Genomic DNA, 25,844 nt, shown 5'->3' with positions numbered 1-25,844 from the left:
AAGGGGGGAGCAGGGATGTACAACATATTGATCGTCGACGACGAGCCGCTCATCTGCAAAGGACTCGGCAACCTGCTGCAATCGTCGGGATTGAACATCAAGGAGATTTTCACGGCGGGCAGCGGGCACGAAGCGCTCGATTACTTGCGCATGGAAGACATCGATCTGCTGATCACGGACATTCAGATGGGCGCGATGAACGGCATCGAGCTCATGCACCAGGCGAAGATCATCAAGCCCTGGGTTCAGGCGATCGTCATCTCCGCGCACGAGACGTTCCAATACGCGCAGCTGGCCATTAAGCTTGGCGCCAAGGATTATATCATCAAACCGATCAAAAGCGAGCAGTTCCTGGACTCCGTGCGCGAAGTGCTGCTCCATATGGATAAGCCGCTTCCCGCGGAGGGCGACCTGATTTCCCAGTTACGCGAGCATTTCCGCATGGAGACGCCCGGCCCGCAGCGGACGGAACGGTTGAACGCCGTCTTATCCGGCCAAGAGGCGGTTCCGGAAGAGTCCGAGCTGGCGCGGCTTGGACTTGCGGGTCCGTATTTCGCCGTCGTCAAGGTCAAGCTGGATCCCGACCGCGAACAGTCCGGCCATCGCTACGGCGATGGAGACGAAGCGCTGCTTCAATATGCCGCGCTGAATATCGTCAACGAGCTGCTCGGCAAGGATTGGCGCTACGACGCCTTTTATACGCCCGGCATAGAGGTCTCCGTGCTGATCCATTGGGACGATGCGAGCTTCGGCGACTCCAGCGTCGACAAGATCAACCAGCTTGAGCTGATCGGCCGCAGCCTCCACCACAACATTTCCAAGTATCTGAACCTGCCCTGCGTCGTCGGCATCAGTCAGATTCTTAAGGGAGCCGCCTTCCTGCCCGCGCTCGGCGAGCAAGCCCGCAAGGCGATCTTGTGGAACCGCGAGCACAAGGACCATCACGTGTTTTACTACGGGGACTTCAAGTGGAGCCTGTTCGGCAAGGAGCCGACCGAGGAAGAGTGGGCCGAGCAGAACAATCAGATCGTGGAAAAGGCGATGGCCTACATTCAGCAAAATTTCGCGCAAAAGGGTCTGACCCTGCATGAGGTAGCGCAGCGGAATCACGTCAGTCCGAACTATTTAAGCTATCTTTTCAAGAAAAACACCGGTTTCAACCTGTGGGAGTACGTCATCAAGCTCCGGATGGAGGAGAGCAAGCGCCTGCTGCAGCAGACCGATCTGCGCCGCTACGAGATCGCCGAGCGGGTGGGCTACGAATCGCCGGAACATTTTAGCAAAATATTCAAGAAATACTACGGAATCTCGCCCAGCGAGCTGAAGAAGTAAGATCACTCACGATCCGAATAGATACGCACATATTCAGCGGGAGGCCCTTTTTCTAAAATAAGGAGGAGGCACAAAAAGAAAGAGGGAGACCGTATGAATCAGACAACCGCCGTAGCCAGCCCGCTTGGCGCGGAAGCGACCAAGCCGCGGAACCGATGGAGGAAGCACTTCTGGGGTTATGCCTTCGTGCTGCCCGCCGTCGCGATTTTCCTGCTGTTCCTGTGGCTGCCGATCGTTAAGGGGATCGTGTTCAGTTTCTATCACATCGACTTCGTGAAGGGCAACTCCTACGTCGGGCTCGACAATTACAAGCTGATCTTCAAGGACCCCGACGTCGGGACCGCCGTGAAGAACACGCTGTATTATATGTTTTTGTGTATCGTCATCGGATTTTGGGTGCCGATCCTTTTCGCCATCTCGATCTCCGAGCTGCGCCGCTTTCAGGGGTTCGCGCGCATCGCGGCCTACCTGCCTTACGTCGTGCCGGTCGTCGTGCTCTACGGCCTGTGGCGCTGGCTGTACGATCCGGTCGGCCCGTTCAACGCCGCGCTCGAGAAGGTCGGCATCACCCCGATCAGCTTCATGACCGACAAGAGCTGGTCGATGATCTCCATCGTCATCATGGAGACGTGGCAGCAGTTCGGATCCGCGATGCTCATCTATCTCGCCGCGATCCTCAGCATCCCCCCGCGACTGGTACGAGGCCGCCGAGATCGACGGTGCCGGCGTCTGGCGCCGAATCTGGCATATCACGCTGCCTGCGATCCGCAATCAGATCGGCCTGCTGCTCCTCCTGCAGCTGATCGGCACCTCCCAGGGCTACCAGTCCCAGCTCGCCATGCTCGACGGAGGCCCGAACAACACTACGCTGACTTACGCGCTTTACATCGTCAAGTACGCGTTCAACAGCTTTAATTACGGCGTCGCTTCGGCCCTCGGGGTGCTCATGTTCCTCGTTCTCGGCGTGCTGGCCGTCATTCAGCATCGGCTGTCCGCCAGAGGAGGGAATGCGGCATGAAAAACGCAGAACGCGGCATCGTCTCCAGCTACGACATGAAAAAGCCGCTGAACAAAGCGGTCTACATTCTGATGTGCGTCGTCGTCGCCGTCATGTGCGTCAGCATGCTGTACCCGATCGCGACCGCGCTCTTCAACGGGCTCAAGGCCAACGTCGAGGTCAATTCCTTTCCGCCGCATTTCCTGCCGCAGGAATGGCACTTCGATAATTACAAGAAGGGCTGGGGCTTCATCGACCTGCCGCTGTATTTGAGAAATACGATGCTCATCTTCGTCGGCAACATGGTCGTCACCGTCGTCGTCATCGGGTTCGCGGCGTTCAGCCTGTCGAGGCTCGATTGGCCGTACCGCAAGGCCGTCTATTACTTTTTCCTGGCGACGCTGTTCATCCCGCCGACGACGTACATCATCCCGAACTTCATCAATCTGCGCGACCTTCACTTGATGAACACGTTCTGGGCCTTCTGGCTGCCGGCCGGGGCGAACGCGTTTTATCTGCTGCTGCTCAAGAGCTTTTTCGATGGCATCAACCAGGAGCTGTTCGAGGCGTTCCGCGTCGACGGGGCGTCCGAGCCGCGCGTCTTCTGGCAGCTGGCCTTCCCGCTGTCTCTGCCGATCTTCGCGACGCTGGCCATCTTCGTCTTCGCCACGTCCTGGAACGACTGGTTCTGGCCGAGCATGGTCATGGGGGGGAGAGCATTACCCCCTCGCGACCGCGATCAAGAAGTTCGTCATCGACGCCCGGAGGCTGGACCTGAACATCCGGTTCGCCATCCTGACGATGATCATGATTCCGCCGATCGCCATCTTCCTGATCTTCCAGCGTTTTATCGTGCGCGGCCTGCATCTGGGCGGGGTCAAGGGATAAGCGTTGCGTTGAAAAGCGGATGCTTAGAACCTGATCCGCGGACGTTTATGCATCCGTCGGCGATGGGCGCGATTTAGACGGATGCGAGGCGCGTATGTGCGGTTCTACGCAGGGCGAATGTGCGATTTTACGCACATCGCCGGATCGTAAACCTGCACACGATCGAAGTAGGAATGCACATCGCGCCGGTTCAAACGCCTCCATTATGATGAGCGTGTAACCAATTCATACCTATCGAAAAGGGGGAGTTACCATGCGCAAGACTTCAATGACCCTGGCCACGCTGGCCGCCTCGGCGCTGCTGCTGTCCGCGTGCGGCGGCAATAACAACAACAATGCTTCGAGTTCCTCGTCCGCCGCGCCGGCATCGTCTTCGGCCGCGCCGACCGCCGAAGCCAGCGGCAGCGCGAGCGCCGCGCCAGCAGACGACCTTACGCAAAAGAAAGTGACGATCAGCATTTACTATCCGACGCCTGATCTCGTAGAGAAGCGGGCGCTCGAAGACGACAAGATCAAACGGTTCAACGAAGTATATCCGAACGTCACGATCGTTAAGAGCGACTGGCAGTACAACCCGAACGAGATCGGCATGAAAATGGGCGCGGGCGAAGCGCCGACCCTGTTCAACACGTACGCCACAGAAGGCAAGTTCCTCGCGGAAAAGGGCTGGGCTGCGGATATTACGGATCTGTTCAACGCTTACCAGTATAAGGATCAGATGAACCCGATCCTGCAGGATCAGTTCATCCTTGGCGATAAAGTATACGGCATCGCGCAGCAAGGCTACGTGACCGGCACCGTCGTCAACAAGAAGCTGCTCGACGGCAAAGGCGTCGCCGTACCGGCTTACGATTGGACCTGGGACGACATGCTGAAGACAGCGCAGGCCGTCGCCGACCCTGGCAAAGGCATCGCGGGCATCGCGCCGATGGGCAAGGGCAACGAAGCCGGCTGGAACTGGACCAACTTCCTGTTCGAAGCGGGCGGCGAGATTCAAAATGTCGCGGACGGCAAAGTCACTTCTGCGTTCAATAGCGACGCGGGCGTCAAAGCGATGGAATTCTACAACAAGCTGGCTTGGGAAGCCAAAGCCATTCCGAAAGATTGGGCGCTCGGCTGGGGCGACGCCGTAGGCGCGTTCGCGCAAGGCCGCACGGCCATGGTCATCGCCGGACCGGACGGTCCCGTCGATCAAGCGCTGAACCAGGGCGGCATGAAGCCGGAAGACGTGCTCGTGTACCCGATGCCGGCGGCCGAAGCCGGCGGCAAGCACACCGGCGTGCTCGGCGGCGACTTCCTCGTCATTAACCCGAACGCCACCAAGGACGAGCAAGCGATCGCGTTCCAGTACGCCGTGTTCGACTACTTCTCCGACAAGGGCCTTGCCTCCGTCGAAGAGAACATCCAGGCGCGCAAGAAAGACAACAAATACTTCATCCCGCCGGTCATCCAGTACTTCAAGGACGACTCCGAGTATGGCCAGAAGGTCAAGGCCGTCTACGCCAAGTACGACAACGTCTACCAGTACAACGCGGACTCCCAGGCGCTGCTCGACGGCAAGCCGGAAGCGCAGTACAACACGCAGGACTACTACGCCACGATGACCAACGTCATCCAAGAAGTGTTCTCGAAGAAGGGCACCGACATCAAAGGCCAACTCGACGTCGCGGCCAAGACGATGCAGTCCAAGTTCTACGACGCTATTAAAGTCGAATAGTGGTGTGAGAGCGCCGTGCGGGCAGATGTCCGCGCGGCGTTTGCTTAGGGAGCTGCGCAAGAGAGGGCTACATCGTGAGTCATCCTGCGCCATCGCGTCGCCGTCGAAGTCTCGGTTAGGAACAAACGGGCCATCCTGCGCCATCGCGCGGTCGCCGAAGTCTCGGTTAGGAACAAACTAGTCATCCTGCGCCATCACGCGGTCGCCGAAGTCTCGATTAGGAACAAACGGGCCATCCTGCGCCATCGCGCGGTCGCCGAAGTCTCGGTTAGAAACAAACTGGCTAACTCGCCCCGGCGCTCCGCCGCAAAAGTCTCGCCTAGGAGCAGATGATCCAGCCCGCACGCACATTCTTTCACCTGCCGAAGCTTCCATTACATTAAATTTTATACAATTTGGGCAGTACTGCGTAACTTGTGATTCGACCGCTAGGCGTTTGATTTGATTTAACGATCCCTTTCGCATCCAAGGCTTGCAATCCCGCAAAAGCCGCTTGATGACCGATTTTGAGCGCGGACATTACCTCTTTGATCTTGATCGTGCTTCTCTGCTTGCCGCACCAATGCAATATCGCACGTTCATTTAGACTTAATTCAAGCGCGTTAGCTCCGTTGCCACCGTATCCCCAAGCCGCCATCGCCATTAATAACGTTTGCTGACAACGTTTGGATCTTTCCAACATATCGTCTCTACTAAATCGTAGAATATGCCAGCCATCGATGAGGAAGAGATTTTGCCGCTCAAGATTGTCCGCAAATCTGTACCGGTTTACGTCTCTATAATGAGTTCCGTAAGCATCCGATTCCATGAACATACCTCTGCGAGCGCCTGGCGGTACATAGGCATTGTCAACAAATCGAATGACCCCATTGAAATCAGCCACTTCGTATTCTGGAAAAATGTAATCGAGATTGCCGACGGCCGGCCACCACACGCTCTCGAGAGCTAACTTTTCGTTGTATCTGTCGCAGTCCTTCAGTCTCCTTTTTCGCTCGCCTTTACTGCTGCGGATCGCCTTTGCCATCATTTCCTGATAAGCCGTCTCGAACAAGCGGTCTGCCATGATTAATCCCCCCCTCGGGAACAAAATAAAAAGGCCGCCCGTCCGAATCGCTTCGGAGCAGACGGCCTGTGCTTCAGGCTGCATATCAATTGCTGTAGTTCTTAGCTTACCTGACTTTGCCGGTGTAGACAAGACAGAGATTTATTCTCAGGTTCGGCGTGCAAAAGGGGGGAAGCTACTTTTGTTTCTAACCGAGATTTCTTCGGCATAGCGACTCGGTAGGCGGTCGAGTTAGTTTCTAACTGGGACTTCTGCGACTGAGAGGCCCGGCGCGTAGGTTGGTTAGTTCCTGTCTGGGACTTCTGCGACTGAGAGACTCGGCGGGGAGGTTGGTTAGTTTCTAACTGGGACTTCTGCGACTGAGAGACTCGGCGGGGAGGCTGGTTAGTTCCTGTCTGGGACTTCTGCGACTGAGAGACTCGGCGGGGAGGTTGGTTAGTTTCTGTCCGGGACTTCTGCGACTGAGAGACCCGGCGGAGAGGTTGGTTAGTTTCTAACTGGGACTTCTGCGACTGAGAGACCCGGCGGGGAGGTTGGTTAGTTTCTGTCCGGGACTTCTGCGACTGAGAGACTCGGCGGGGAGGTTAGTTCCTATCCGGGAACATTTCACCTCCGTAATCCTGCGCATACAATGCGTAGTCCCGCTTATTACGCGCCCCAATGCCGTCTGCTATGATGGAGCAATCTTCAGTAGGCAGAGGTGTCACATCGCATGTTGACTAGCGAAGAGATTCATCCCGATCATCAGGGTCCTGGCAAGGACCCGTTCAAGCATTCGCTCAGCCGGATCGGCCGACTGACCGGCGCTTCGCGATTGGAAGACAACGGCGTCGTTCTCTATGGCGACAACGCGAATCTGGCGATCGTCCCCGTCGCGGCGGGCATTTTAAGACTCAAAGTCTTTTTCGACGAAAACGCTCCCCGATCTCGGCACGACGACCGCCATCTTGCCGATAGCTCCATCCGGAGAGATCGTACTGTCCGAAGACGAGGAAGCTTACACGATCGCTTCGCCGGGCCTGCGGGCGGTCGCCGTCAAGTCCCCTTTCAGCTTCAAGGTCTATGACGACCGCGGCGGGCTGCTGGCCAACCTGCTCGGCATCGAATGGAACGAGAAGCGTTCCCAGACGGCGCTGCTGGCGATGGACGATCGCTCTCATTTTTACGGGCTCGGCGAGAAGACGGGCTTCCTCGATAAAAAGGGCGAGCGCTACGAGATGTGGAACAGCGACGTGTACGCGCCGCATGTGCCGGATATCGAGGCGTTGTACCAGTCGATTCCGTGGAGCATCCATTTCCGTTACGGCCTCCCTGCTTACGGCGTGCTGCTCGACAACCCGGGACGCACCGCATTCGACATGCGCACTCGCGCGGATCGCTATCAGATCTCGGCGGAGAAGGGCGCGCTGGATCTCTATATCGTCCAGGGACCGACGCTCAAGGATGTCGTCCGCCATCTCACGGCGCTCATCGGTCGTACGCCGCTGCCGCCGAAGTGGTCGATCGGCTATCAGCAGTCCCGTTACAGCTATATGAGCCAGGAAGAAGTGCTGCAGGTGGCGCGCACCTTCAGGAAAAAACAAATTCCCTGCGACGTGCTGTACCTGGACATTCACTATATGGACGAGTACCGTGTGTTCACCTGGGATCCCGTCGCGTTTCCGCGGCCGCATGAGATGATGCGCGAGCTTGAGGCGCTCGGCTTCCAGCTCGTTCCGATCGTCGATCCGGGCGTGAAGAAGGACCCTTCGTATCCCGTGTATCGGCAGGGCGTCCACAACGGGTACTTTTGCCGCAAGCTCGAGGGCGAGATTTTTATCGGTCCGGTATGGCCGGGGCCAAGCGCGTTTCCGGACTTCACGGACGACGGCGCCGCAGCGTGGTGGGGCGACCTTCACGTCCATTACACGAGCCACGGCATCAAAGGCATCTGGAACGATATGAACGAGCCGTCCGTCTTCAACGATGCCAAGACGATGGATCTCGACGTCGTTCACGCCAACAACGGCGATCCCAAGACGCACGGCGAACTGCACAATTTGTACGGCATGCTCATGTCGAAGGCGACGCAGGAGGGCATGAAGCGTCACCTGAGCGGCGAGCGTCCTTTTGTGCTGACGCGCGCCGGCTACGCAGGCATTCAGCGATATGCGACCGTGTGGACGGGCGACAACCGGGCTTACTGGGAGCACCTCGCGATGAGTATCCCGATGGTGCTTAATCTGGGCCTTTCAGGCGTCGCGTTCGCGGGACCGGATATCGGCGGCTTTTCTCACCATACGACGGGCGAGCTGCTGGCGCGCTGGACGCAGGTGGGCGCGTTCACTCCGTTCTGCCGCAATCACAGCGCCATCGATACGATCCGGCAGGAGCCCTGGTTGTTCGGGGAAAAGGTGGAAGACATCTGCCGCAGCTATATCGGTCTGCGTTATCGGCACATGCCGACGCTGTATTCACTATTCTACGAGACATCCGTGTCGGGACTTCCGATCGTGCGGCCGCTGCTCATGGAATTCCCGGACGACGCGAACGTCTACAATCTGTGCGACCAGTTCCTCTTCGGGCCGGACTTGCTGATCGCGCCGATCCTGCGTCCCGGCACGTTCTCGCGCGCCGTTTATTTGCCGGCAGGCGTCTGGATCGATTACTGGACGGGCGAGCGTCACGAGGGCGGTCGCTGGATCCTCGCGGAAGCGCCGCTGGCGACGATGCCGATGTACGTCCGCGCGGGCGGGATCCTTGCGGAGCAGCCGCTAGCGATGTACGCGGACGACGAAGCGGCGCAGTCAGCGCCGCTCACGCTGACCATTTATGCGGGAGGAGACGGCCAATTCCGTCTGTATGAAGACGACGGCAGGACGTATGCGTACGAGCAAGGGGCATATCGGCTTCGCGAGTTCAGCTGGTCGGAGCATAGCGGCTCGAGCACGCTGCGCTGCCAACCGGCGCACGACGGCTTGCCGCACGGGATCGAGAAGGAGGAAGAGGGCGCGAACGCCGACAAGCAGACGCTCCGGATCGTGGTGCGGCAGCTGTCTTCGGCGCCCGCGCAAGCGATCGTTTCTGGCGCCACGCTGCGAGAATGGACATACGACGCCGAAACCCGGCAGCTTCACGCTGTCGTCGAGGGCGCGGCGGGCAATTTCGAACTTCGTTTTTTCTAATGGAGTTGCCGGTCCGGGACGAATAGGCGGGCAGTGCGTACGCTCGGTCCGAACAAATATATACTAAAAAGAACAGGTCTCCGGCACGACAGCCGGAGACCGTTTTCCGTATATTGGGAAACCTTTGGCGGATACGCCGCGTCTATTCCTATTAACAGGCTGTAAGAGGAGAGGAAGGGATTGGATTGTCGATATTAGCAAGAGGACTGCCGCACGTGCTGCTGGCCACAGCGCTTCTTCTGCCTTCAGGCGGCATCGCATCGGCCGCTGCGCCGACGACTGCCGTCACCCCGGCGGCTTCTTCGGCTGTCGCCGCACCGGGCATCGTCGCAACCAACCCGCACGCCTTCATGCAAGTTGTCGCCGGCGATTACTACTCGACCGCCCTGCGCGCGGACGGCTCGGTCTGGGCCTGGGGCCGGACGCTGTTCGGCGAGCTCGGCGTCCTGGAATCCCGCGTCACGAGCGACATCGACAGGCCGGTCCGTCTCTATGGGTTGCCGGCGATTGCCGCGATCTCGACGAACGGCGTCGGTACGCAGGCTGGCGTCGCGACGGACGGAACCGTCTGGGAGTGGGGCTCGAGAGGCGCGGTACAGGGCGGCACGACGCGGCCGACGCAAATCCCCGGATTGCAGGACGCGAAGGCGGCCGTGCCGGGCTTCGCCCTCAAGAAGGACGGCACGCTTTGGAGATGGACCTACGAGCCGCAGGCAGGGGACAAGCCCAAGATCGCCGTCGCGCAGATCGCAGGCACTTATCGCTTCGCGAGCATGACCGCCAGAGGCGATCTCGTGTACGCGATCGACGGCGCAGGCGCCGTCTGGGGCTTCGGGGCGATTCGAAAGCCTGACGGCAGCGGGATGACAGTCCTGACTCCGGCGCGTCTCGCAGGGCTACCGGCGATGAGGCAGGTGTCCGGCGGGAATCAGCTCGTCGGCGTCGATACCCATGGCAGAGCGTGGCAGGCCCAGATAGACTTAGACGCGCTGTATCAGCAGTTGAAGCCCGATCAAATTAGACTCAAGGGCAAGCCGGTGCCACTTATGTCCTCGCTGCAAGCCAAAGAGGCGGACAGCGGGCTGCTCCTTACCGCCGCAGGCGACGTATGGACGACGGACAATTGGCTGACGGGCAAGGCCGGCAAGATCGGCGGCTTGTCGGGTATCCACGAGATCGCAGTGGGCTACCATCACGGTCTCGCGATCGACGCGCTGGGCCGGCTGTGGGGCTTCGGCGGAAACCAGTGGTTCGAGGCGGGCTCGCCCAACGTGAACGACGCGCGGATGCTTTATCGGCCTGCGCGCGTGCTGCCTGCGATCGGCGTACTGGTCGACGGCAAGCCGCTTGCCTCGGGCTATCCGGCGGCGATGGCGGCGGATCGCGTCTATGTGCCGCTTAAGGATACGGTACGCTCGCTTGGCGGGACCTTCCAAGCAACGCAGGACGGCGCCTATGAGATCGCGCTTGGCAAGGCTGCGGCCGTCTTCCGGTTCAACGACTCGCAAGCGACGATCGACGGCTCGCCGGCGACGCTGGCCGGCAAACCGTATCTATCCGCAGGCGCGATCATGGTACCGGCTTCCTTGTTCAAGCAGCTGGGGATCGCGGTCGTCTGGAACGCCAAGTCGGGCGAGCTTAGCCTGAGCCGCCAGGCATAACGCAAGGCAAAAGAAAGGATCGGTCCTCCTAAGCGGGGCCCGATCCTTTTTGCGCCGAAGCGCTTATCCGTTTACCGCCCGGACGGCGTTCCTTCCGCTTACAGCTTCGTGACCGTATAACCGTCGTTTTTCAGATGCGTGACGATCCCGTCGTTGCCGAGCATATGGGCCGCGCCGACGACGACCATGCGGGTGACGTTTTCGTCGTCGTTCAGGTAGCCTTCGATCTTGCCCGTCATCGTCAGGTTGCGGTCGATAATGAGCGCTTTGTAATACTCCTGATTTTCCTCGGACGCCTTGGTCATCTCGACGAGCGCGTCCTCGTCCCCCGTGACCCACATGCGCGTGAGCGCATCGATCGCCGCGCCGTCTTGGGCGCTTGGCAGGTTGTAAGCGTAGATCGCCTCCTTCAACTGCGCTTCCTGAAGGGTGGTAGAAAAGCGGTCGAACGTGTCCAGTTGACTCTCCGCCGACTCGAGCGGGACGATCAGCTTGTTGTCCTGGGCGGCTTTTCCCATGAGATACACATCGATGCCGAGGTTCGCCTGATAGCCGTCGGATTCGCCTTGCAAGGACGGGAGCGATTGGGCGACGACCCATGGCTCGTATTTGTCGAATGCAGTCACGTCCAGTTGATTCGCCTTCAGGATGTCGACGAGCGCCCGGTACGTTTCGGCGGAAATATGATCCTTTAGCGTCGTCCCGTCTTTATAAGTGCCTTTGTCTTCGACGAGCTTCTCCATCGCGTCCGCGTCCACCTTCGTCATGTCGACTTCGACGCCGAGATAGCTCGAAGCCTTGTAGGCGGCCTCGATCTCCGCGCGAAGCGGATACATTTTCGCTTGGGCGACGTGAATGGAGCCCAGCAGGTAGACGGTGTTGCCGTTTTTCTCCGCCTTCCAGAGGAACCCCTTGCTGCCGCCGGGCTGACCGGCTGGCGCCAGCGCCACCGCGTTGTTTTTTGCGTCCCAGGTTACTTTGTAGCCGACCGCTTCGGCGACGAAGCGCAGCGGGACATAGGTCGTGCCGCGGATGATGCGAGGCACCGCATCGAGCGCCTCTACGACGCCGTTGACGACGGCCGTGTCGTTGCCGACCTGGAGGGCGAAGGACAATCCGCTTTTCGTTCCCGTTACCGTTTGGGTTTTGCTGTCCCAATAAAGATTCACGCCGAGCTTCTCGATCAACGGCCGCAGCGGCACGAGCGTCGTGCCGTTTTCGACCATCGGCGCGCCTTGCTTGAACGAGACGGCCGCGCCGTCCATCCAGACGCTGACAGGTTTGGCGGCGGCAGAGGCCGCGCCGGAAAAGACGCTTACTGCCAGAATGAGAGAAAGAAAGAGAGCTCCGAGCTTTTTCAACTGTACAACACTCCTGTCCGTCTGATTTGGCGACTGCCTGATTTGAAACGATCATGATAAATCTTTAAACCTATCTGAATGTATACAGAATTAGGAAATATGAAACAGAGAAAGCAGATTTTCCGGTCCGGATTTGTCGGTCCTTGGACATGGTACGATTGTGCAGTTGCGCGCGCCGGGTCGCCGGGTAAGAGCTATTAAGCAACTCGCGGGCAGCTCGCCGGCCGTTCGCCAAGCAAGCGGTCTGGCATCGCAAGCGAAGAAAGCGATAGACGGCATGGACGTTAAAACACGGCAGGAGGAAACCGATATGCAATGGCAAGGAAGACGGGGCAGCGCGAACGTGGAGGACCGGCGGGGCATGAGCGGCGGCGGCAAGCTCGTCGGCGGCGGCATCGGCGGCATCGTCGTGCTGGTGATCGCGCTGCTGTTCGGCGGCGGCGACATCGGCAGCATTTTGAACAATATGACGGGTACGTCGACGAGCTCCGGCAGCGATACGCCCTATCAGGGAAGCCAGCAGGAAGAGGAGCTGGCCCAATTCGTATCGGTCGTCCTGGCGGATACGGAGGATGTATGGACGCAGATTTTTGCGGAAAAGGGATTAAAATACGAGGATCCGACGCTCGTCCTCTACAATGACAGCGTACAGTCCGCGTGCGGCACCGCGGGGGCCTCCGTCGGACCCTTCTATTGTCCGGGCGACCACAAGCTGTATATCGACCTCAGCTTCTATGACGAGCTGAAAACGAAGTTCCAGGCGCCGGGCGACTTCGCCATGGCGTACGTAATCGCGCACGAAGTCGGGCACCACGTGCAGACGCTGCTTGGCACGACGAACATGGGCGCGAAGCAAACGAACGCCCAATCCGTGCGCACCGAGCTGCAGGCAGACTACTTCGCAGGCGTCTGGGCGCATCACGCGAAGGACATGAACGTGCTCGAACAGGGTGACCTCGAAGAAGCCATCACGGCGGCCAGCGCGGTCGGCGACGACACGCTCCAGAAAAAATCGCAAGGCTACGTCGTGCCCGAAAGCTTTACGCACGGCACGTCGGAGCAGCGGATGAAATGGTTCCAGAAGGGCTTCGACAGCGGCACGATCGAAGGCGGAGATACGTTCGGCGCGAAAAATTTGTAGGCTGTGCCATCAGGATCTAGCCGCCGGGAAGTCGGCGGCTTTTTGGCGTTCCGGCGATGCCGATGAGCATAAAAAAGTGCTAACGCCGCTAGCGAAGGGCTCGGGCTGAGCCGACAATGCGCTGATAAGCGCAAGATGTTCCTGTCCGGGACTTCTGTGATCTAGCGACGAAGCGAGCGGGCTGGTTTGTTCCTATCCGGGACTTCTGCGATCTAGCGACGAGGCGAGCGGTCTGGTTTGTTCCTATCCGTGGCTTCTGCGATCTAGCGACGAGGCGAGCGGTCTGGTTTGTTCCTAATCGGGACTTCTGCGATCTAGCGACGAAGCGGGCTGGCCGGTTTGTTCCTAACCGGGACTTCTGCAAACTAGCGACGAGGCGAGCGGACTGGTTTGTTCCTATCCGGGACTTCTGCGATCTAGCAACGAGGCGAGCGGACTTGAGCTATCGCCGTCGTCTTAGCGCCCAAAGCCGCGCTGACCTTCCTTCCCCCGCCACCCCTGTCAACTTCGTAATTTTGCGCCTAGAACGCCCATAAACGCACATCGTCATGGAATCGTTTTCATTTTACGATGAGAGGGATTCCATTTTATGGGGAGGCCACCAGACCATGTCCAGTTGGAGAAAATGGCTCGCGGCGTGCATGACGGCGCTGCTGATGCTGACGTCAATGCCTGCGTTCGCGGCGGAGACCGCGCAGCAAGAGCCGCAGCGATTGCAGGAGACGGATGCGGGAGGCGCAGGCGCCACGGCGCCGGCCTACATACGCATCAAAAATAAATGGCAGAGCAATTATTTGTACGAAAGCTCGGACGGCATCGTGCGTTACGGGCGGACGGCGCTGGACGACGCCTCGTCGCAGTGGCGGCTGGAACCGGCAGCCGGCGGGACGCGCATCCGGAACCGCGCTACCGGCCACTACGTCACGATCGCCGAGACGGCGAAGCGCCGGGATGCGCTCGTCGCCCGCGAGATCGCCGTCAGCACGGCTGCCGATCAGTGGCTCATCGAAGATGCCAGCCGTCCGGGCTACAAGGTTATCAAGAGCGCGACGGCCGATCCGAGCGCGAACCTGGTCATTCACGAGGAGGACCAGCTCGGTTATGCCGAGGCCAGCAACGACATCAACATTACGTTCGAGAGCCCGCAGTGGATGTTCGAGCCGGCGGAGACGCTTCAGCCGTTGCTCATCGCGAACGAATTCCGGGCGGGACAGCTCCTGTACGAGACCGCCAATCCGGAAAAAGGGCGCACGCGGAACGTAGTCGCCTTCGGCAAGCTCGATCCGACGGATACAAGGGCGCATTGGTACGTGGAGGTCGAGTCGGGCGGCGCCGGCGCGACGCAGATCGTGCGCCTTCGCAATCGGGCGACGGGCGACTATATCGAACAGTTCGACGCGGACAATTATTGGCGCAGGATCGAGACGGCTCCGGCGTCCGCGGCCGGGGCGCAGCGATGGACGATCGCGTCTGCCGCGGCGGAGAACGGCGATCCCGTTCCGGGATTCGTCTCCATCGCAAGCGCAGACCATCCTGCCTTTGTGCTCAATACGCAGTTCGAGGATACGTACGCGCGGTCCAACGATTGGTCGAACGCGGGGGAGGAGCAACGCGCATTGGAAAATCGCGCCTGCCTATGACGTCAAGCCGGTTCGCATCGTCAACTACACGGCAGCGGATGTCGGCACGGACTATCTTTATGAAGGAGAGGGCGGCCTGCTGATGCACGGCGCGCTGGCGGCCGGCCGGGAGAACGATCCGGCTTACCAGTGGATCGTCGAAGACCAGGACGGCAAAAAGCGCATCCGCAATGCGGCGACGGGCAGCTATCTGGCATCCGGCGATCCGCTCGCGGTAAGCCCTGCCGCGTCGGTCACGTCGGCGGTTTATCAATGGCAGCTCGCGCCCTCCGAAATGTACGACGACTACGTGAACATCGCCGCGGCGGACGGCTCAGGTCTGCTGCTGCTCCAGGACGGCGTCCTGCGCGCGGGCGCCTCCGATCCGGACGCCGACGCCGCGCAGTGGCTGCTCGAGGATCCGTCTGCGCGGACGGACGGCTCGCCGCAGTACGTGCGCATCCAGAACGAGTGGAAGCCCTTCGTCTGGTACGAGGACGACGGCGGAGATTTGAAATACGGCAACCCCCGATCGGACGGCCGGGACCAATGGCTGATCGAGAAGTATCAGGGCCGCAAGCGAATCAAAAACCGCGCCACCGGTCACTATGTCAACCTGCAGGACATGACGGCGGGCCATATCCGCGTCACCGACGTCTCGGACGACTGGACGAGCGCGGTGTGGGTCGTCGAATCGCTCGCAGGCGGCGCCAAGCTGATCTACAACGTGGCGGACCGGGTGAAAAACCAGGAGGTTCAGAAGCTGGTCAACCTGCAAAACCTGAACAAATACGCGGAATACGCCGAAATCAACCGGAACTGGGGCAGTCCGCACTGGACGCTGATCCCGGTGGACGACGCGGGACCTGCGCACCTGCGTTTGACGAACAAGCAAGGACAATCGCTCTATGAGGAAACGGATGGCGAAGCGGCGGGCAAGGTGCGATACGCGAATCTGCCGGATTCCGACATGCGCGCCGTGTGGTACGTCGAGGACGCGGGGAGCGGAGCCAAGCGACTGAAGAATGTCGAGACGGGCCACTACATTGCGATGGAAAACATGGCGGGACACGAGTCGGAAGATGCCCCGAACCTGCCGCTCGGTACGGAAGCGGTCGTGTATGAATCTTGGGGAAGCGCCAAGTGGTACCTGGAGGCGGCATCCGATAGCGGGTATACCGCGATCCGCAGCGGCTGGGCCGGCCATTATATTTATACAGATGGCGCAGGCGGCACAAAAGTGAGCAAGACGGTCAAGTCGGGCGGCGGCGACTTCACGGACGACGCGCTGTTCAAGGCGGAACCGGTCAAGCTGAAGCCGGAGGCGCCCGAAGGCTACATTCGTATCCAGAACGAAGCGAACGGCCAGTACCTTTATGAAAACCGCAGCGGCGTCGTCCTGTACGGGAGCATCGCCGAGAACAACGGGTTCGGTCATTGGCGGCTCGTTCAGCAGGACGGCGCGACCCGCATCGAAAACCGGGCGACCGGACACCGGATGACGCTGACGCCGGATTACCGGTATATCGAGAGCTTGCCGGCTGCGGACACTGCGGATGCGGCTGCAAACTGGTCGATCGAGGCTTCGGCCGCTTCCGCCGGTAAATGGTTGATCCGCAATCTGGCCGCCGGCTACGACGACGAATACGTCCACACGGACAACGCCGCGGGCTACGCGGAGCGCGGACTCGTGCCCCTCTCCTTCGGGACGGCGCGCTGGAGCTTCGCTGCGGCGCCGGCGGATTACGTGACGCCGGACGACGGCGGCGCGGCGAATACGGTCACGGCGACGCCGATCTTCGACGATACCGCCTATACGCGGATCGGCAGTGGCGGGGGATGGCTTGCGGACCGAGACGGCGCGATCGCGCTTGCGAACGAGAGCGGCGCCGCCGCACAATGGCTGCTGCAGGACTTTAACGGCCGCAAGCTGCTCCAAAATCGGGCCAGCGGAAGGCTGCTGGCGCTCGATCAGGCCGGACAGCCGATCGCTGCGGCAGAAGGCACGCGCGGCCAAGCGAGCTCGCAGTGGGAGGCGGTCGAGACGCAGGGGCTGCTCGAGCTGCGCAGCGCAGCCGATCGTGCAGGCTTGCTGCTGCATGCCGACGGCGCCGCCGAATACGGAAAAGCCGCCGACGCTGTTCAAGGGCGCTGGATCTATGAGCGCGTGCCGGGCGATGTCGTCTATGAGGCGGAAAACGCGTTCATGGGCGGAGGCGTCGCGGCGCATCATGAACTGGCCGGCTATACCGGGGACGGATATGATTCCGGGTGGGTTGGGGTAACGGAAAGCGCGAACGGTGCAAGCGGTACAAGCGGCACGAGCGACTCGGGCGGCAGCGCGCACGCCAAGCTGACCTTCACCGTCAACGCGCAGGCCGCAGGCGACTACGACGCAGTCGTCCGTTACGCCGCTCCGGGAGCAAGCGCTGCGTCGACGCTCGACGTCGCCGTCAACGGACTTTCCGCCGCATCCCTCAGTCTCCCGCAGACCGGCGCAGGCTGGTCGACGGCGGCGCTCCGGCTGACGCTGCGCCAAGGACTGAACACGATCGCGCTGCAGCCGACGGAAGGAGCCGCCGCTCCGGCAGTCGCGCTCGCCGTCGACTCGCTTACGCTGAAAAACAGCGTCGCGCCGGCATACAGAGGCGCCACGACGCCATTCACGACCTATGAGGCGGAGGATGCCGAGACGAACGGCGAGCTGCTGCGCGCCTCCCGCGCGTACTACGATCCGGCCTCCGAAGCTTCCGGCCGCCAGGCCGTGAAGCTAAGCGAGACCGGCGACTACGTCGCGTTCACGCTGGCGCGTCCGGCCAATTCGATCGTGCTGCGCTACTCGATTCCCGACAGCGCGGACGGCGCGGGCCGTACCGAGACGCTGGGGCTGTACGTGAACGGCCAGTTCAGGCAGAAGCTGACGCTGACGTCCAAGTACGCCTGGGAATACGGCAGCTATCCGTGGTCCAACGATCCGACGCAGGGCAGCGGGCACCGCTTTTTCGACGAGACGCACGCGCTGATCGGCGACGTGCCTGCGGGCGCAAAGATCACGCTGAAAAAGGATGCCGAAAGCACCTCGCCTTTTTACACGATCGATCTGGCGGACTTCGAGCAGGCGGCGGCATCGCTGCCGATGCCCGAAGGATTCCTGTCCGTGGACGATTACGGCGCGGCCAAGGACGACGGCATCGACGATACAGCGGCCTTCAAGCGCGCGATGAAGGCGGCGAAGGCCGAAGGCAAGGGCGTCTGGTTCCCCGCCGGCGAATACGAGCTTCGGGACGGCCTGCTCGACCTGGACCGCATCCAGATCCGCGGCGCGGGCATGTGGCACACGCAGCTGACGGGCGCTAAGTTCGTGGGTCGAGGCGACGATATCGGCGTCTACGACCTGCTCATCGACGGGGATATCAACGTGCGGGACGACGAGGCGATCACCAATGCGTTTCACGGCGGCTTCGGTCCGGGCTCCGTGCTCCAGAACGTATGGATCGAGCATACGAAAGCAGGGCTGTGGCTTACCAAGATGAAGGACGGCGAGGCCTACACGCACGGCCTGCACATGGTCGGCTTGCGCATGCGCAACCTGATGGCGGACGGCATCAACTTCAGCGTCGGCACGGCGGACAGCATGCTCGAGCAGAGCGACGTCCGGTACCCGGGCGACGACGGCATCGCGATGTGGTCGACCGACGGGCGCTCAAGCGTGAAAAACACGGCGCGCTTCAACACGGTGAGCCTGCCGTGGCTGGCCAACAACATCGCCGTCTTCGGCGGCACGGACAACCGGATTCAAGACAATATAGCCAAAGATACGATCGTAAACGGCTCGGGCATCACGGTGTCCACGCGGTTCAACCCGCTGCCGTTCGCGGGGAAGACGGTCGTCGAGCGCAATACGCTCATTCGCACGGGCAGCTACGATACAGGCTTGCAGACAAATCTTGGCGCATTCTGGCTGTTCGCCGATACGAAAAACATGGCCGGCGACATCGTGCTGCGCGACAATACGGCGCTGGACAGCACATACGCGGGCGTCGTGGTCAACGGGATCCAGGCGATCTCGGGCGGCAGGCTGCTCCTGCAAAATCTCGTGCTCGACGGCGCCGGCACGGCCGGCGTGCAAGTGGCGCCGACCGTCACGGGCGCGGCCGACATCGACAACGTCATCGTTCGCGGCACGAAAATCGCGGACGTCGCCAACGCTTCCGCAGGCTTCGCCCTGCGGGAGGTCAACGAGGGCTTCGCGTCCGCGGCCAAACCGTTCGCGGCGACGGCCGAGGGGGGCTCGCTGAACGGCTTCGCCCTGACCGCGGGCGCAACGCTCGCGATCAAGGTGACCGACGCCGCGGGCAAGGACGTCACGGCGCAGTCGACGTTCGCGACGGACCAGGCGTCTGTCGCGGCCGCGGATGCCGCGGGCTTGCTGCGCGGCATCGCGACTGGCGAGACGCGCCTGCGTATCGCCTACGGCGGAGCAGAGCGGACGTACACGGTTAAAGTCGCGGCATCGCAGGTCGTAAACCCGCCGGTCGATACCAGCGGCGGCAATAGCGGATCTGGCGGCAGCGTCATCGATGCTGCGGCTGCCGCCAACGACGCTAAGCTGAAGGCGTCGACGGGCAACGCGATCGCGGTGAACGCCTCGGCGGACGGCACCGCGCCGTTTACCGTGCAGGCGCTGCTCGCAGCGGCCGCCGGCAAGCCGGACGCGGTCCTGACGATCGCGAGCGGCGACGCCACGTACCGGTTCCCGCTGTCCCTGGCAGTCAAGCTCGTCAAGGATCGCGGCTACGATCGGGATCCGAAGGCGTTGTGGATTTTCGGGATCAAGCCGCTCGAAGAGGCGGCCCTGCCGCCGATCCGGGAAGCGGCGAAGCGTCAGGGGCTTGCGCTGGTCGCGGCGCCCGTCGAATTTTCCGTCGAGCTCCGCAACGGCGGGAAGACCGAGACGATCGGCGACTTCGGCGGCGTCTACGTCGACCGCACGATCAAGACGGCGGGCCGCCTTGACGAAGCGTCGGTGACGGCGGTCGTCTACAGGACGGACGAGGATGGCGCCGGATCGTTCGTCTACGTGCCGGCGTTGTTCCAGGCGAGCGAGGACGGCGGCACGACCGTTACGATTCGCAGCCCGGGCAACAGCGCGTACGCCGTCGTTTCTCACCCCGCAACGTTTTCGGATCTGTCGAATCACTGGGCAAAGCAGGAGATCGAGCGGCTCGCGTCGAAGCTTATCGTCAAAGGCGTCGGTAACGATGCGTTCGGACCTGTGCGCAGCATCACGCGGGCCGAATTCGCGGCGCTGCTCGTCCGGGGGCTCGGCCTCCGGGATCCTGGAGGCGACGTCGGCTTCAAGGACGTAGCCGGCAGCGCCTGGTATGCCGCAGAGGTACGCACGGCGGCCGCCTACGGTCTCGTCCGCGGCTTCGGGGACGGCAGCTTCCGTCCGCAGGCGACGGTCACCCGCGAAGAGGTGGCCGTCATGACTGCGCAAGCGCTGAAGCTGGCCGGCGCGCCAGCCTCGACGGACGGCGGGGCGAAGCCTGCCGCCGCGTTCGCGGATGCTTCGGACATCCATGGCTGGTCGGCCGATGCGGTTCGGACCGCGTCCTCGTTCGGCATCTTGAAGGGGCTGCCGGACGGCCGCCTCGCGCCGCGCGCGACGGCGACCCGAGCTGAAGCCGTCGCCATGCTGAGCCGTACGCTGCAGGCGGCCGGCTTAACGAACGCAGCCGATTAACCGGATCCGTCATGAACGGGCATCGCCAATTTATATGCCAACGCAAGACGAACCGTAACAAATGCTTGGAACGCATCGTCAATAAGGTTTGAACGCGGAAATGCGCGTCTTCGCTCCGCAGCGGGGATGCGCATTTTTGCCGGTTAGCGGACGGCGGCGCCTGCATAGGCGCCGCGGACGTCCGGGCGCCGCGCCGCTGGCGCGAGAACGAACAGATCGTCGGGGGGGAAGCATGAGGAGAACGATAGGGGTATGGATGTTGGCGCTGCTGATCACCGTGCTGGGCTGCTTAGGCGGGTTTTCCGCCGCGCACGCGGCAGAGGCTGCGGCGCTGATCCGCAATGGCGGCGCCGAGAGCGCGGCGAGCGGGAGCGGGCAGCCCGACGGCTGGACGCAGGACGTATACGCGGCAGACGCGAACGGCGCTGCGGTCAGCACGCTGACGGTCGGGCAGGACGGCGGCCATAGCGGCCAAGCCTATTTGAGCGTCTCCAACGCGAGCGATAACGACGCCCGCTGGATTCAGACGGTAGCGGTCGAAGCCGATTCGGTCTATAAGCTGTCCGCCTGGATTCGGGTCGCGGGCGGGCTCGCCGAACGCACGGGAGGCAACCTGTCCGTGCTCGGCATCGCAGCTCCTTTTCCGGCGATCGGAGATTCGCAGGGCGAATGGCGCCAGGTCGAATGGTACGGCAAGACGGGCGCCGACCAGACGAGCATTACCGTCGCGGCCCGTCTCGGCAGCTACGGCAGCCTGAACAGCGGACGGGCGGACTTCGACGACATCGCGCTCGAAAAGCTGGCGGAAGCCCCGGCCGGCGCCGTCGTTATTCCACTGTGGCCCGAGGCCTACGACGGAGCGGCGTCCGGCGGCGAAGGCGCAAGCGCCGGTGCAGACGCAGGAGGCGGGCACGGCACCTATACGGTCATGATGTTTTTGCTGGCTGCCGCTTATGCCGCACTGGCTTGGGGCATCGTCTCCTACTTGCGCCGCGCGGGAGATGCGAGGCTGCCGGGCGGCAAGGCGCGCGAAGGCAAGGGCGCCGTCCTGCTGCTCTTTACGGGTGCCTTGCTCATACGCGCGGCCTGCGCGCCGATCATGCAGGGGCATCCGATCGACGCCCTCGACTTTTATTTTTGGGCGAACCATGCCTACGAAGCAGGACTGCACGGCTTTTACACGGCCGATATTTTCGTGGATTACCCCCCGGGCTATATTTACGTGCTGTACGTCATTGGCGTGCTGCAGAAGCTGATGCATGTCGGCTACCCGTCCGCCGGATCGGCGCTGCTCCTCAAGCTGCCGTCAATCGCGGCCGATCTCGCGGCTTCATACGTGCTGCTCCGTATCGCGCGTCCGCGGTTCGGCGCCGCCGCGGGCGCCGCGATCGCATCCTTGTATCTTTTTAACCCGATGGTGTTCCACAATTCGGTCGTTTGGGGCCAGATCGATTCGTTCCTCGCGCTGTTCATCCTGCTCGCCGTCTGGGCGATCGCGGAGGGCAAGCTCCCCTATGCGACGGCCGCCATCGTCGCCGCCGTGCTGATCAAGCCGCAGGCGATCGTCGCCATTCCGGTGCTGCTGCTGGCGCTGGCCGTCCGGCGCAGCCGCAGGGCTTGGGGCGAATCGCTGCTGTACGGCGCCGCCGTCTTCGTACTGCTCGTACTGCCGTTTTCCATCCATCAATCTCCCGACTGGATCGTCGAGCGCTACAAGGCGATGTTCGACAGCTATCCGTACGCGACGTTGAACGCCGCCAACCTGTACGGCCTGCTCGGACTGAACGGCGTCAAGGTATCGGCCGCGATGGCGTTCTGGAGCAACCTGTCCGTTGTGCTCATCGTTGCCTATGTCGTCTGGCTGGCCTGGCGGCATCGCAAGCTTGAAGCCGCGTCGCGCTGGACCTACCTGGCGTACTTGACCTTCCTGCTCGTATTCGCGCTCAAGACGAGCATGCACGAGCGTTACGGCTACCCGGCCGTCGCGCTCGCGCTGCTCGCGTTTATCCTGCTCAAGGACCGTCGTTTGCTGTGGATGTTCCTTGGCCTTACGTTTACGCATTTCGCGGACGCGGCCTACGTGCTCTACTTCGGGCTGGACAAAAACTATTACCTATCTGCAACGGACGGCTTTTTCCGCTTCCTGTCGCTCGTCAACCTCGCGATCTCGGCCTACGCCGTCTACGTCGGCTGGACGCTGGAGAAGGGCAAGGCGCTGGCGGCCGCGCCTGCCATAACGGCCGTCTCCGCAAAAGGAGGCAAAGGCGGCGCATCTTTCAAAAATGCTTCAGCCAAAAACGCATCGTCCAAAACCACGCCTTCCCAACAAGCGTTCGAGACCGCCATATCGGCGTCCGACGCCAAGTTCTCCCGGCTCGACCGCCTGCTCGTCGGCGGCTTGACGCTCGTCTACGGCATCATCGCGCTCGTCAATCTCGGCTCGATGCGCGCGCCCGAGTCCGGCTGGACGCCACCCGCGCCGGCCAGCGCCATCGTGTACGACTTCGGAGCGCCGCAGGCCGTCGCCTCCGTCATCTGGTTCGGCGGGACGCGGGACGAAGGACGAGCGGAGGACAGCACGATCGAGCTGTCGCAATCGGCGGACGGCAACAGCTGGACGAGCGCCCTGACGTTCGTGCTGAACGGCGGCTCCGTCTTCCAATGGAAGGAACAGCCCGTCGCCATCAACCAGCGGTACGTGCGCGTCTCGGCGTCGAATCCGGGCTGGACGCTGTACGAGCTGTCGTTCCGCGACGTGGAGGGCGACACCTTGACGCCGGCCAAGACGAGCGAAGGCGGCGACGCGCTGCTCGACGAGCCGGGCGACGTGCCGAAGAAGCCGTCTTATCTCAACAGCATGTATTTCGACGAGATCTATCACGGCCGCACGGCATACGAATTCCTGCACCATATCGAGCCGTACGAGACGACGCACCCGCCGCTCGGCAAAGGGCTGATGGCGCTCGGCGTCTCCCTGTTCGGCATGAACCCGTTCGGCTGGCGGATCATGGGCACGCTGCTCGGCATCGCGATGGTCCCGCTCATGTACCTGCTCGCCAAGCGGATGTTCGGCCGCACCGAGCTCGCCTTCGCGGCGGCATTTTTGCTGACGTTCGACTTCATGCACTTCACGCAGACGCGCATCGCGACCGTCGATGTCTACGGCGTTTTCTTCATCCTGTTGATGTATGTGTACATGTACAAATATTACGAACGGGCGCTCGCGGGAGAAAGTTTCCGCCGCGTCGCCGTGCCGCTCGCGCTGGCGGGTCTGTTCTTCGGTCTCGGGGCTGCGAGCAAATGGATCGATATTTACGCGGGAGGCGGACTTGCGGTATTGTTCGCGATCACGCTTTGGCGGCGCCGGGCAGAGCATGCGTTCCTGCTGCGCGCCGTGCTGTGGTGCGTGCCGTTTTTCCTGGTCGTGCCCGCGCTGATCTATACGGCGAGCTACATTCCGTTTTTCCTCGTATCGGGCCCGGGGCATGGCTTCCACGACATGCTGACCTACCAGAAGTTCATGTACAACTACCATGCGCATCTGGTGGCGACCCATCCGTTCGCGTCGAGCTGGTGGCAATGGCCGCTGATGATCAAGCCGATCTGGTATTACGGCGGTACCGTCGCGGCGAACCAGGTGTCGAGCATCGTGGCGATGGGCAATCCCGCCGTCTGGTGGATCGGCATCGCCGCCGTCGCGGCCGCGATCTTCCTGCTCTTCAAGGACCGGGCGCGCGACCCGCGTCTCGTCTTCCTGCTGATCGGTTTGGCCGCGGAGTATCTTCCCTGGGTCGGCGTGTCCCGCTTGACGTTTATCTATCATTTTTTCGCGAGCGTCCCCTTTGTGATCCTCCTGATCGTTTACGTATTGAAAGAAGGCAGGGATCGCGGGCGGATGACGCGCGGCCACGTCTACGGCTACCTCGGCGCGGCGTTGCTGCTGTTCGTCCTGTTCTATCCGATCCTGTCAGGCATGACGGTGGATAAATCCTACGTCGTTCACGCGCTCCGGTGGTTCGATTCCTGGATTTTCAACGGTTGAGGAGGCGCGGAAGCGGATGATGACGGATAAAACGAACGACCTGAGCGGAGATACGGGCAGGATGTCGTCCGATAACACGGACCGGGACTGCTGCCCGCTATGCGGCGGACCGAACGGCTGCGCGATCGAAGCGGGCCGGGAGGTAGAGTCCTGCTGGTGCATGCGCAGGGCGATCGGCGAGGATGTCTTGGCAAGCGTGCCCCTGTCGCTGCGGGGGCGAACCTGCATCTGCCCGGCTTGCGCGGCGGGCGGCAAATAAAAAAGGTGTCCGGCCCCATCAGGGTTCGGACACCTTCTTTATCATGCCTTGCCTCCTGCTTGCTGCGCCCGCTCCTCCGCGAGCCGAAGATCCTCGGGCGGCCGATGTCCGCGCTGCAGCTCCGGGATGGACAGCCCGAAGTCCATCTGCAGGTGCGGATAATCCGGGAAGCTCTCCCAATCGCCGCCCCAGGCAAAGCCGAGCCGCTTGGCGATCCCGACGACTTCCATCCAGTCGGATTTCCCGTTGCGATTGCCGTCGTACGCCATGTCCCAGAGCACGTCGCCGTTCTTCGCGCGGATCGCGAAGTCGATGGCCAATCCGTAGTTATGATACGATTGGCCGCCTTTGGCATTCGTCACGATGGCGCCCGGAGCGCTCCGTCCCTTGCGATAGAGCGCGTCCTGCTCCGTTTCGCTGCGAAAGCCGTCCGTAATCGCGATCCGGATGCCCTTCGCTGCGGCCTCGGCCTTCAGCGTCTTCATCTTCACGGCGACGAGCGGATGCAAGGAGACGACCGGAGGCACTTTGCGCCACAGCTCGGCGGGCAGCAATAATTTAACGGCAGGCAAGTTCGCGGCGACGATCAGCGCGGCGGCGATGCAGGCGGCCAGCAGCAGTCGACCTCGCCAGCGGGAGGGAGAAGCTCGCCTTCTCGCCAGCGACGCCCCGGAGGATTCCAAGTTCATCAATCTCTTCCTTTCGACGCGATCTTACTCCCTATTATTCTCCCCCATGCGGTTCGTAATCCTATTTTCTATTATAAGGTTGCAGGGGAAGGAATCCCAAATGTCCAAGGAGGGGCGTGACCACGTAAAAGGCGACTTGAGTTTAGAGGGGATTGATTCCCTCCT

The 25,844-nt window shown here is 61.6% G+C and carries 13 protein-coding genes and 2 pseudogenes; 12 read left to right on the top strand and 3 right to left on the bottom strand.

Annotated features, from left to right (window positions below; genetic code table 11):
- Positions 1-15: 15 nt before the first annotated feature.
- From OMP38_RS08420 to OMP38_RS08405, 4 genes and pseudogenes are all read left to right on the top strand, one after another.
- Positions 16-1,332 (top strand): response regulator, encoded by a 1,317-nt coding sequence (locus tag OMP38_RS08420; RefSeq protein ID WP_277564677.1) that lies wholly within the window; start codon positions 16-18, stop codon positions 1,330-1,332.
- 93 nt (positions 1,333-1,425) lie between these two features.
- Positions 1,426-2,350: pseudogene (locus OMP38_RS08415) on the top strand (carbohydrate ABC transporter permease).
- Positions 2,347-3,217, top strand: a pseudogene (locus OMP38_RS08410) (carbohydrate ABC transporter permease). The pseudogenes OMP38_RS08415 and OMP38_RS08410 overlap by 4 nt, the downstream one beginning before the upstream one ends.
- A 253-nt stretch (positions 3,218-3,470) precedes the next feature.
- On the top strand, positions 3,471-4,934 hold the full coding sequence (locus OMP38_RS08405) for an ABC transporter substrate-binding protein (protein ID WP_277564676.1): 1,464 nt from the start codon (positions 3,471-3,473) through the stop codon (positions 4,932-4,934).
- Positions 4,935-5,313: 379 nt separating this feature from the next.
- Here OMP38_RS08405 and OMP38_RS08400 read toward each other — a convergent pair whose 3' ends face one another.
- The gene (locus OMP38_RS08400; protein ID WP_277564675.1) at positions 5,314-5,997 is read right to left on the bottom strand and encodes a hypothetical protein; all 684 of its coding nucleotides are present in this window, start codon (positions 5,995-5,997) and stop codon (positions 5,314-5,316) included.
- A gap of 712 nt (positions 5,998-6,709) precedes the next feature.
- On the opposite strand from OMP38_RS08400, the gene OMP38_RS08395 reads away from it, so the two are divergent.
- From OMP38_RS08395 to OMP38_RS08385, 3 genes are all read left to right on the top strand, one after another.
- Positions 6,710-7,063, top strand: coding sequence for a hypothetical protein (locus tag OMP38_RS08395; RefSeq protein WP_277564674.1), 354 nt, complete (start codon positions 6,710-6,712; stop codon positions 7,061-7,063).
- Positions 6,945-9,161, top strand: a complete 2,217-nt coding sequence (locus OMP38_RS08390; RefSeq protein ID WP_277564673.1) for a glycoside hydrolase family 31 protein — start codon at positions 6,945-6,947, stop codon at positions 9,159-9,161. The genes OMP38_RS08395 and OMP38_RS08390 overlap by 119 nt, the downstream gene beginning before the upstream one ends.
- A gap of 185 nt (positions 9,162-9,346) precedes the next feature.
- Positions 9,347-10,822: a stalk domain-containing protein gene (locus OMP38_RS08385; RefSeq protein ID WP_277564672.1), complete on the top strand. Its 1,476-nt coding sequence runs from the start codon at positions 9,347-9,349 to the stop codon at positions 10,820-10,822.
- 98 nt (positions 10,823-10,920) lie between these two features.
- Here OMP38_RS08385 and OMP38_RS08380 read toward each other — a convergent pair whose 3' ends face one another.
- On the bottom strand, positions 10,921-12,183 hold the full coding sequence (locus tag OMP38_RS08380; protein WP_277564671.1) for a TraB/GumN family protein: 1,263 nt from the start codon (positions 12,181-12,183) through the stop codon (positions 10,921-10,923).
- A gap of 310 nt (positions 12,184-12,493) precedes the next feature.
- Between OMP38_RS08380 and ypfJ the strand changes: the two genes are divergently transcribed.
- From ypfJ to OMP38_RS08355, 5 genes are all read left to right on the top strand, one after another.
- Positions 12,494-13,324, top strand: coding sequence for a KPN_02809 family neutral zinc metallopeptidase (gene ypfJ / locus OMP38_RS08375; RefSeq protein WP_277564670.1), 831 nt, complete (start codon positions 12,494-12,496; stop codon positions 13,322-13,324).
- Positions 13,325-13,932: 608 nt separating this feature from the next.
- Entirely contained in the window at positions 13,933-14,964 is a 1,032-nt protein-coding gene (locus tag OMP38_RS08370; protein WP_277564669.1) for an RICIN domain-containing protein, read from the top strand.
- An 82-nt stretch (positions 14,965-15,046) separates the two neighbouring features.
- Positions 15,047-20,689: an S-layer homology domain-containing protein gene (locus tag OMP38_RS08365; RefSeq protein ID WP_277564668.1), complete on the top strand. Its 5,643-nt coding sequence runs from the start codon at positions 15,047-15,049 to the stop codon at positions 20,687-20,689.
- 232 nt (positions 20,690-20,921) lie between these two features.
- Positions 20,922-24,731, top strand: a complete 3,810-nt coding sequence (locus OMP38_RS08360; RefSeq protein WP_277564667.1) for a phospholipid carrier-dependent glycosyltransferase — start codon at positions 20,922-20,924, stop codon at positions 24,729-24,731.
- Between the two features lie 16 nt (positions 24,732-24,747).
- Complete coding sequence (locus tag OMP38_RS08355; RefSeq protein WP_277564666.1) at positions 24,748-24,990, top strand: cysteine-rich CWC family protein; 243 nt, start codon at positions 24,748-24,750, stop codon at positions 24,988-24,990.
- A gap of 41 nt (positions 24,991-25,031) precedes the next feature.
- On the opposite strand, the gene OMP38_RS08350 is transcribed toward OMP38_RS08355, so the two are convergent.
- On the bottom strand, positions 25,032-25,679 hold the full coding sequence (locus tag OMP38_RS08350) for a M15 family metallopeptidase (RefSeq protein ID WP_277564665.1): 648 nt from the start codon (positions 25,677-25,679) through the stop codon (positions 25,032-25,034).
- Positions 25,680-25,844 lie beyond the last annotated feature (165 nt).

This window comes from Cohnella ginsengisoli (genome assembly GCF_029525555.1).
GTDB classification, from domain to species: Bacteria; Bacillota; Bacilli; order Paenibacillales; family Paenibacillaceae; genus Cohnella; species Cohnella ginsengisoli.
This window is presented reverse-complemented; position numbering and strand designations above follow the sequence as displayed.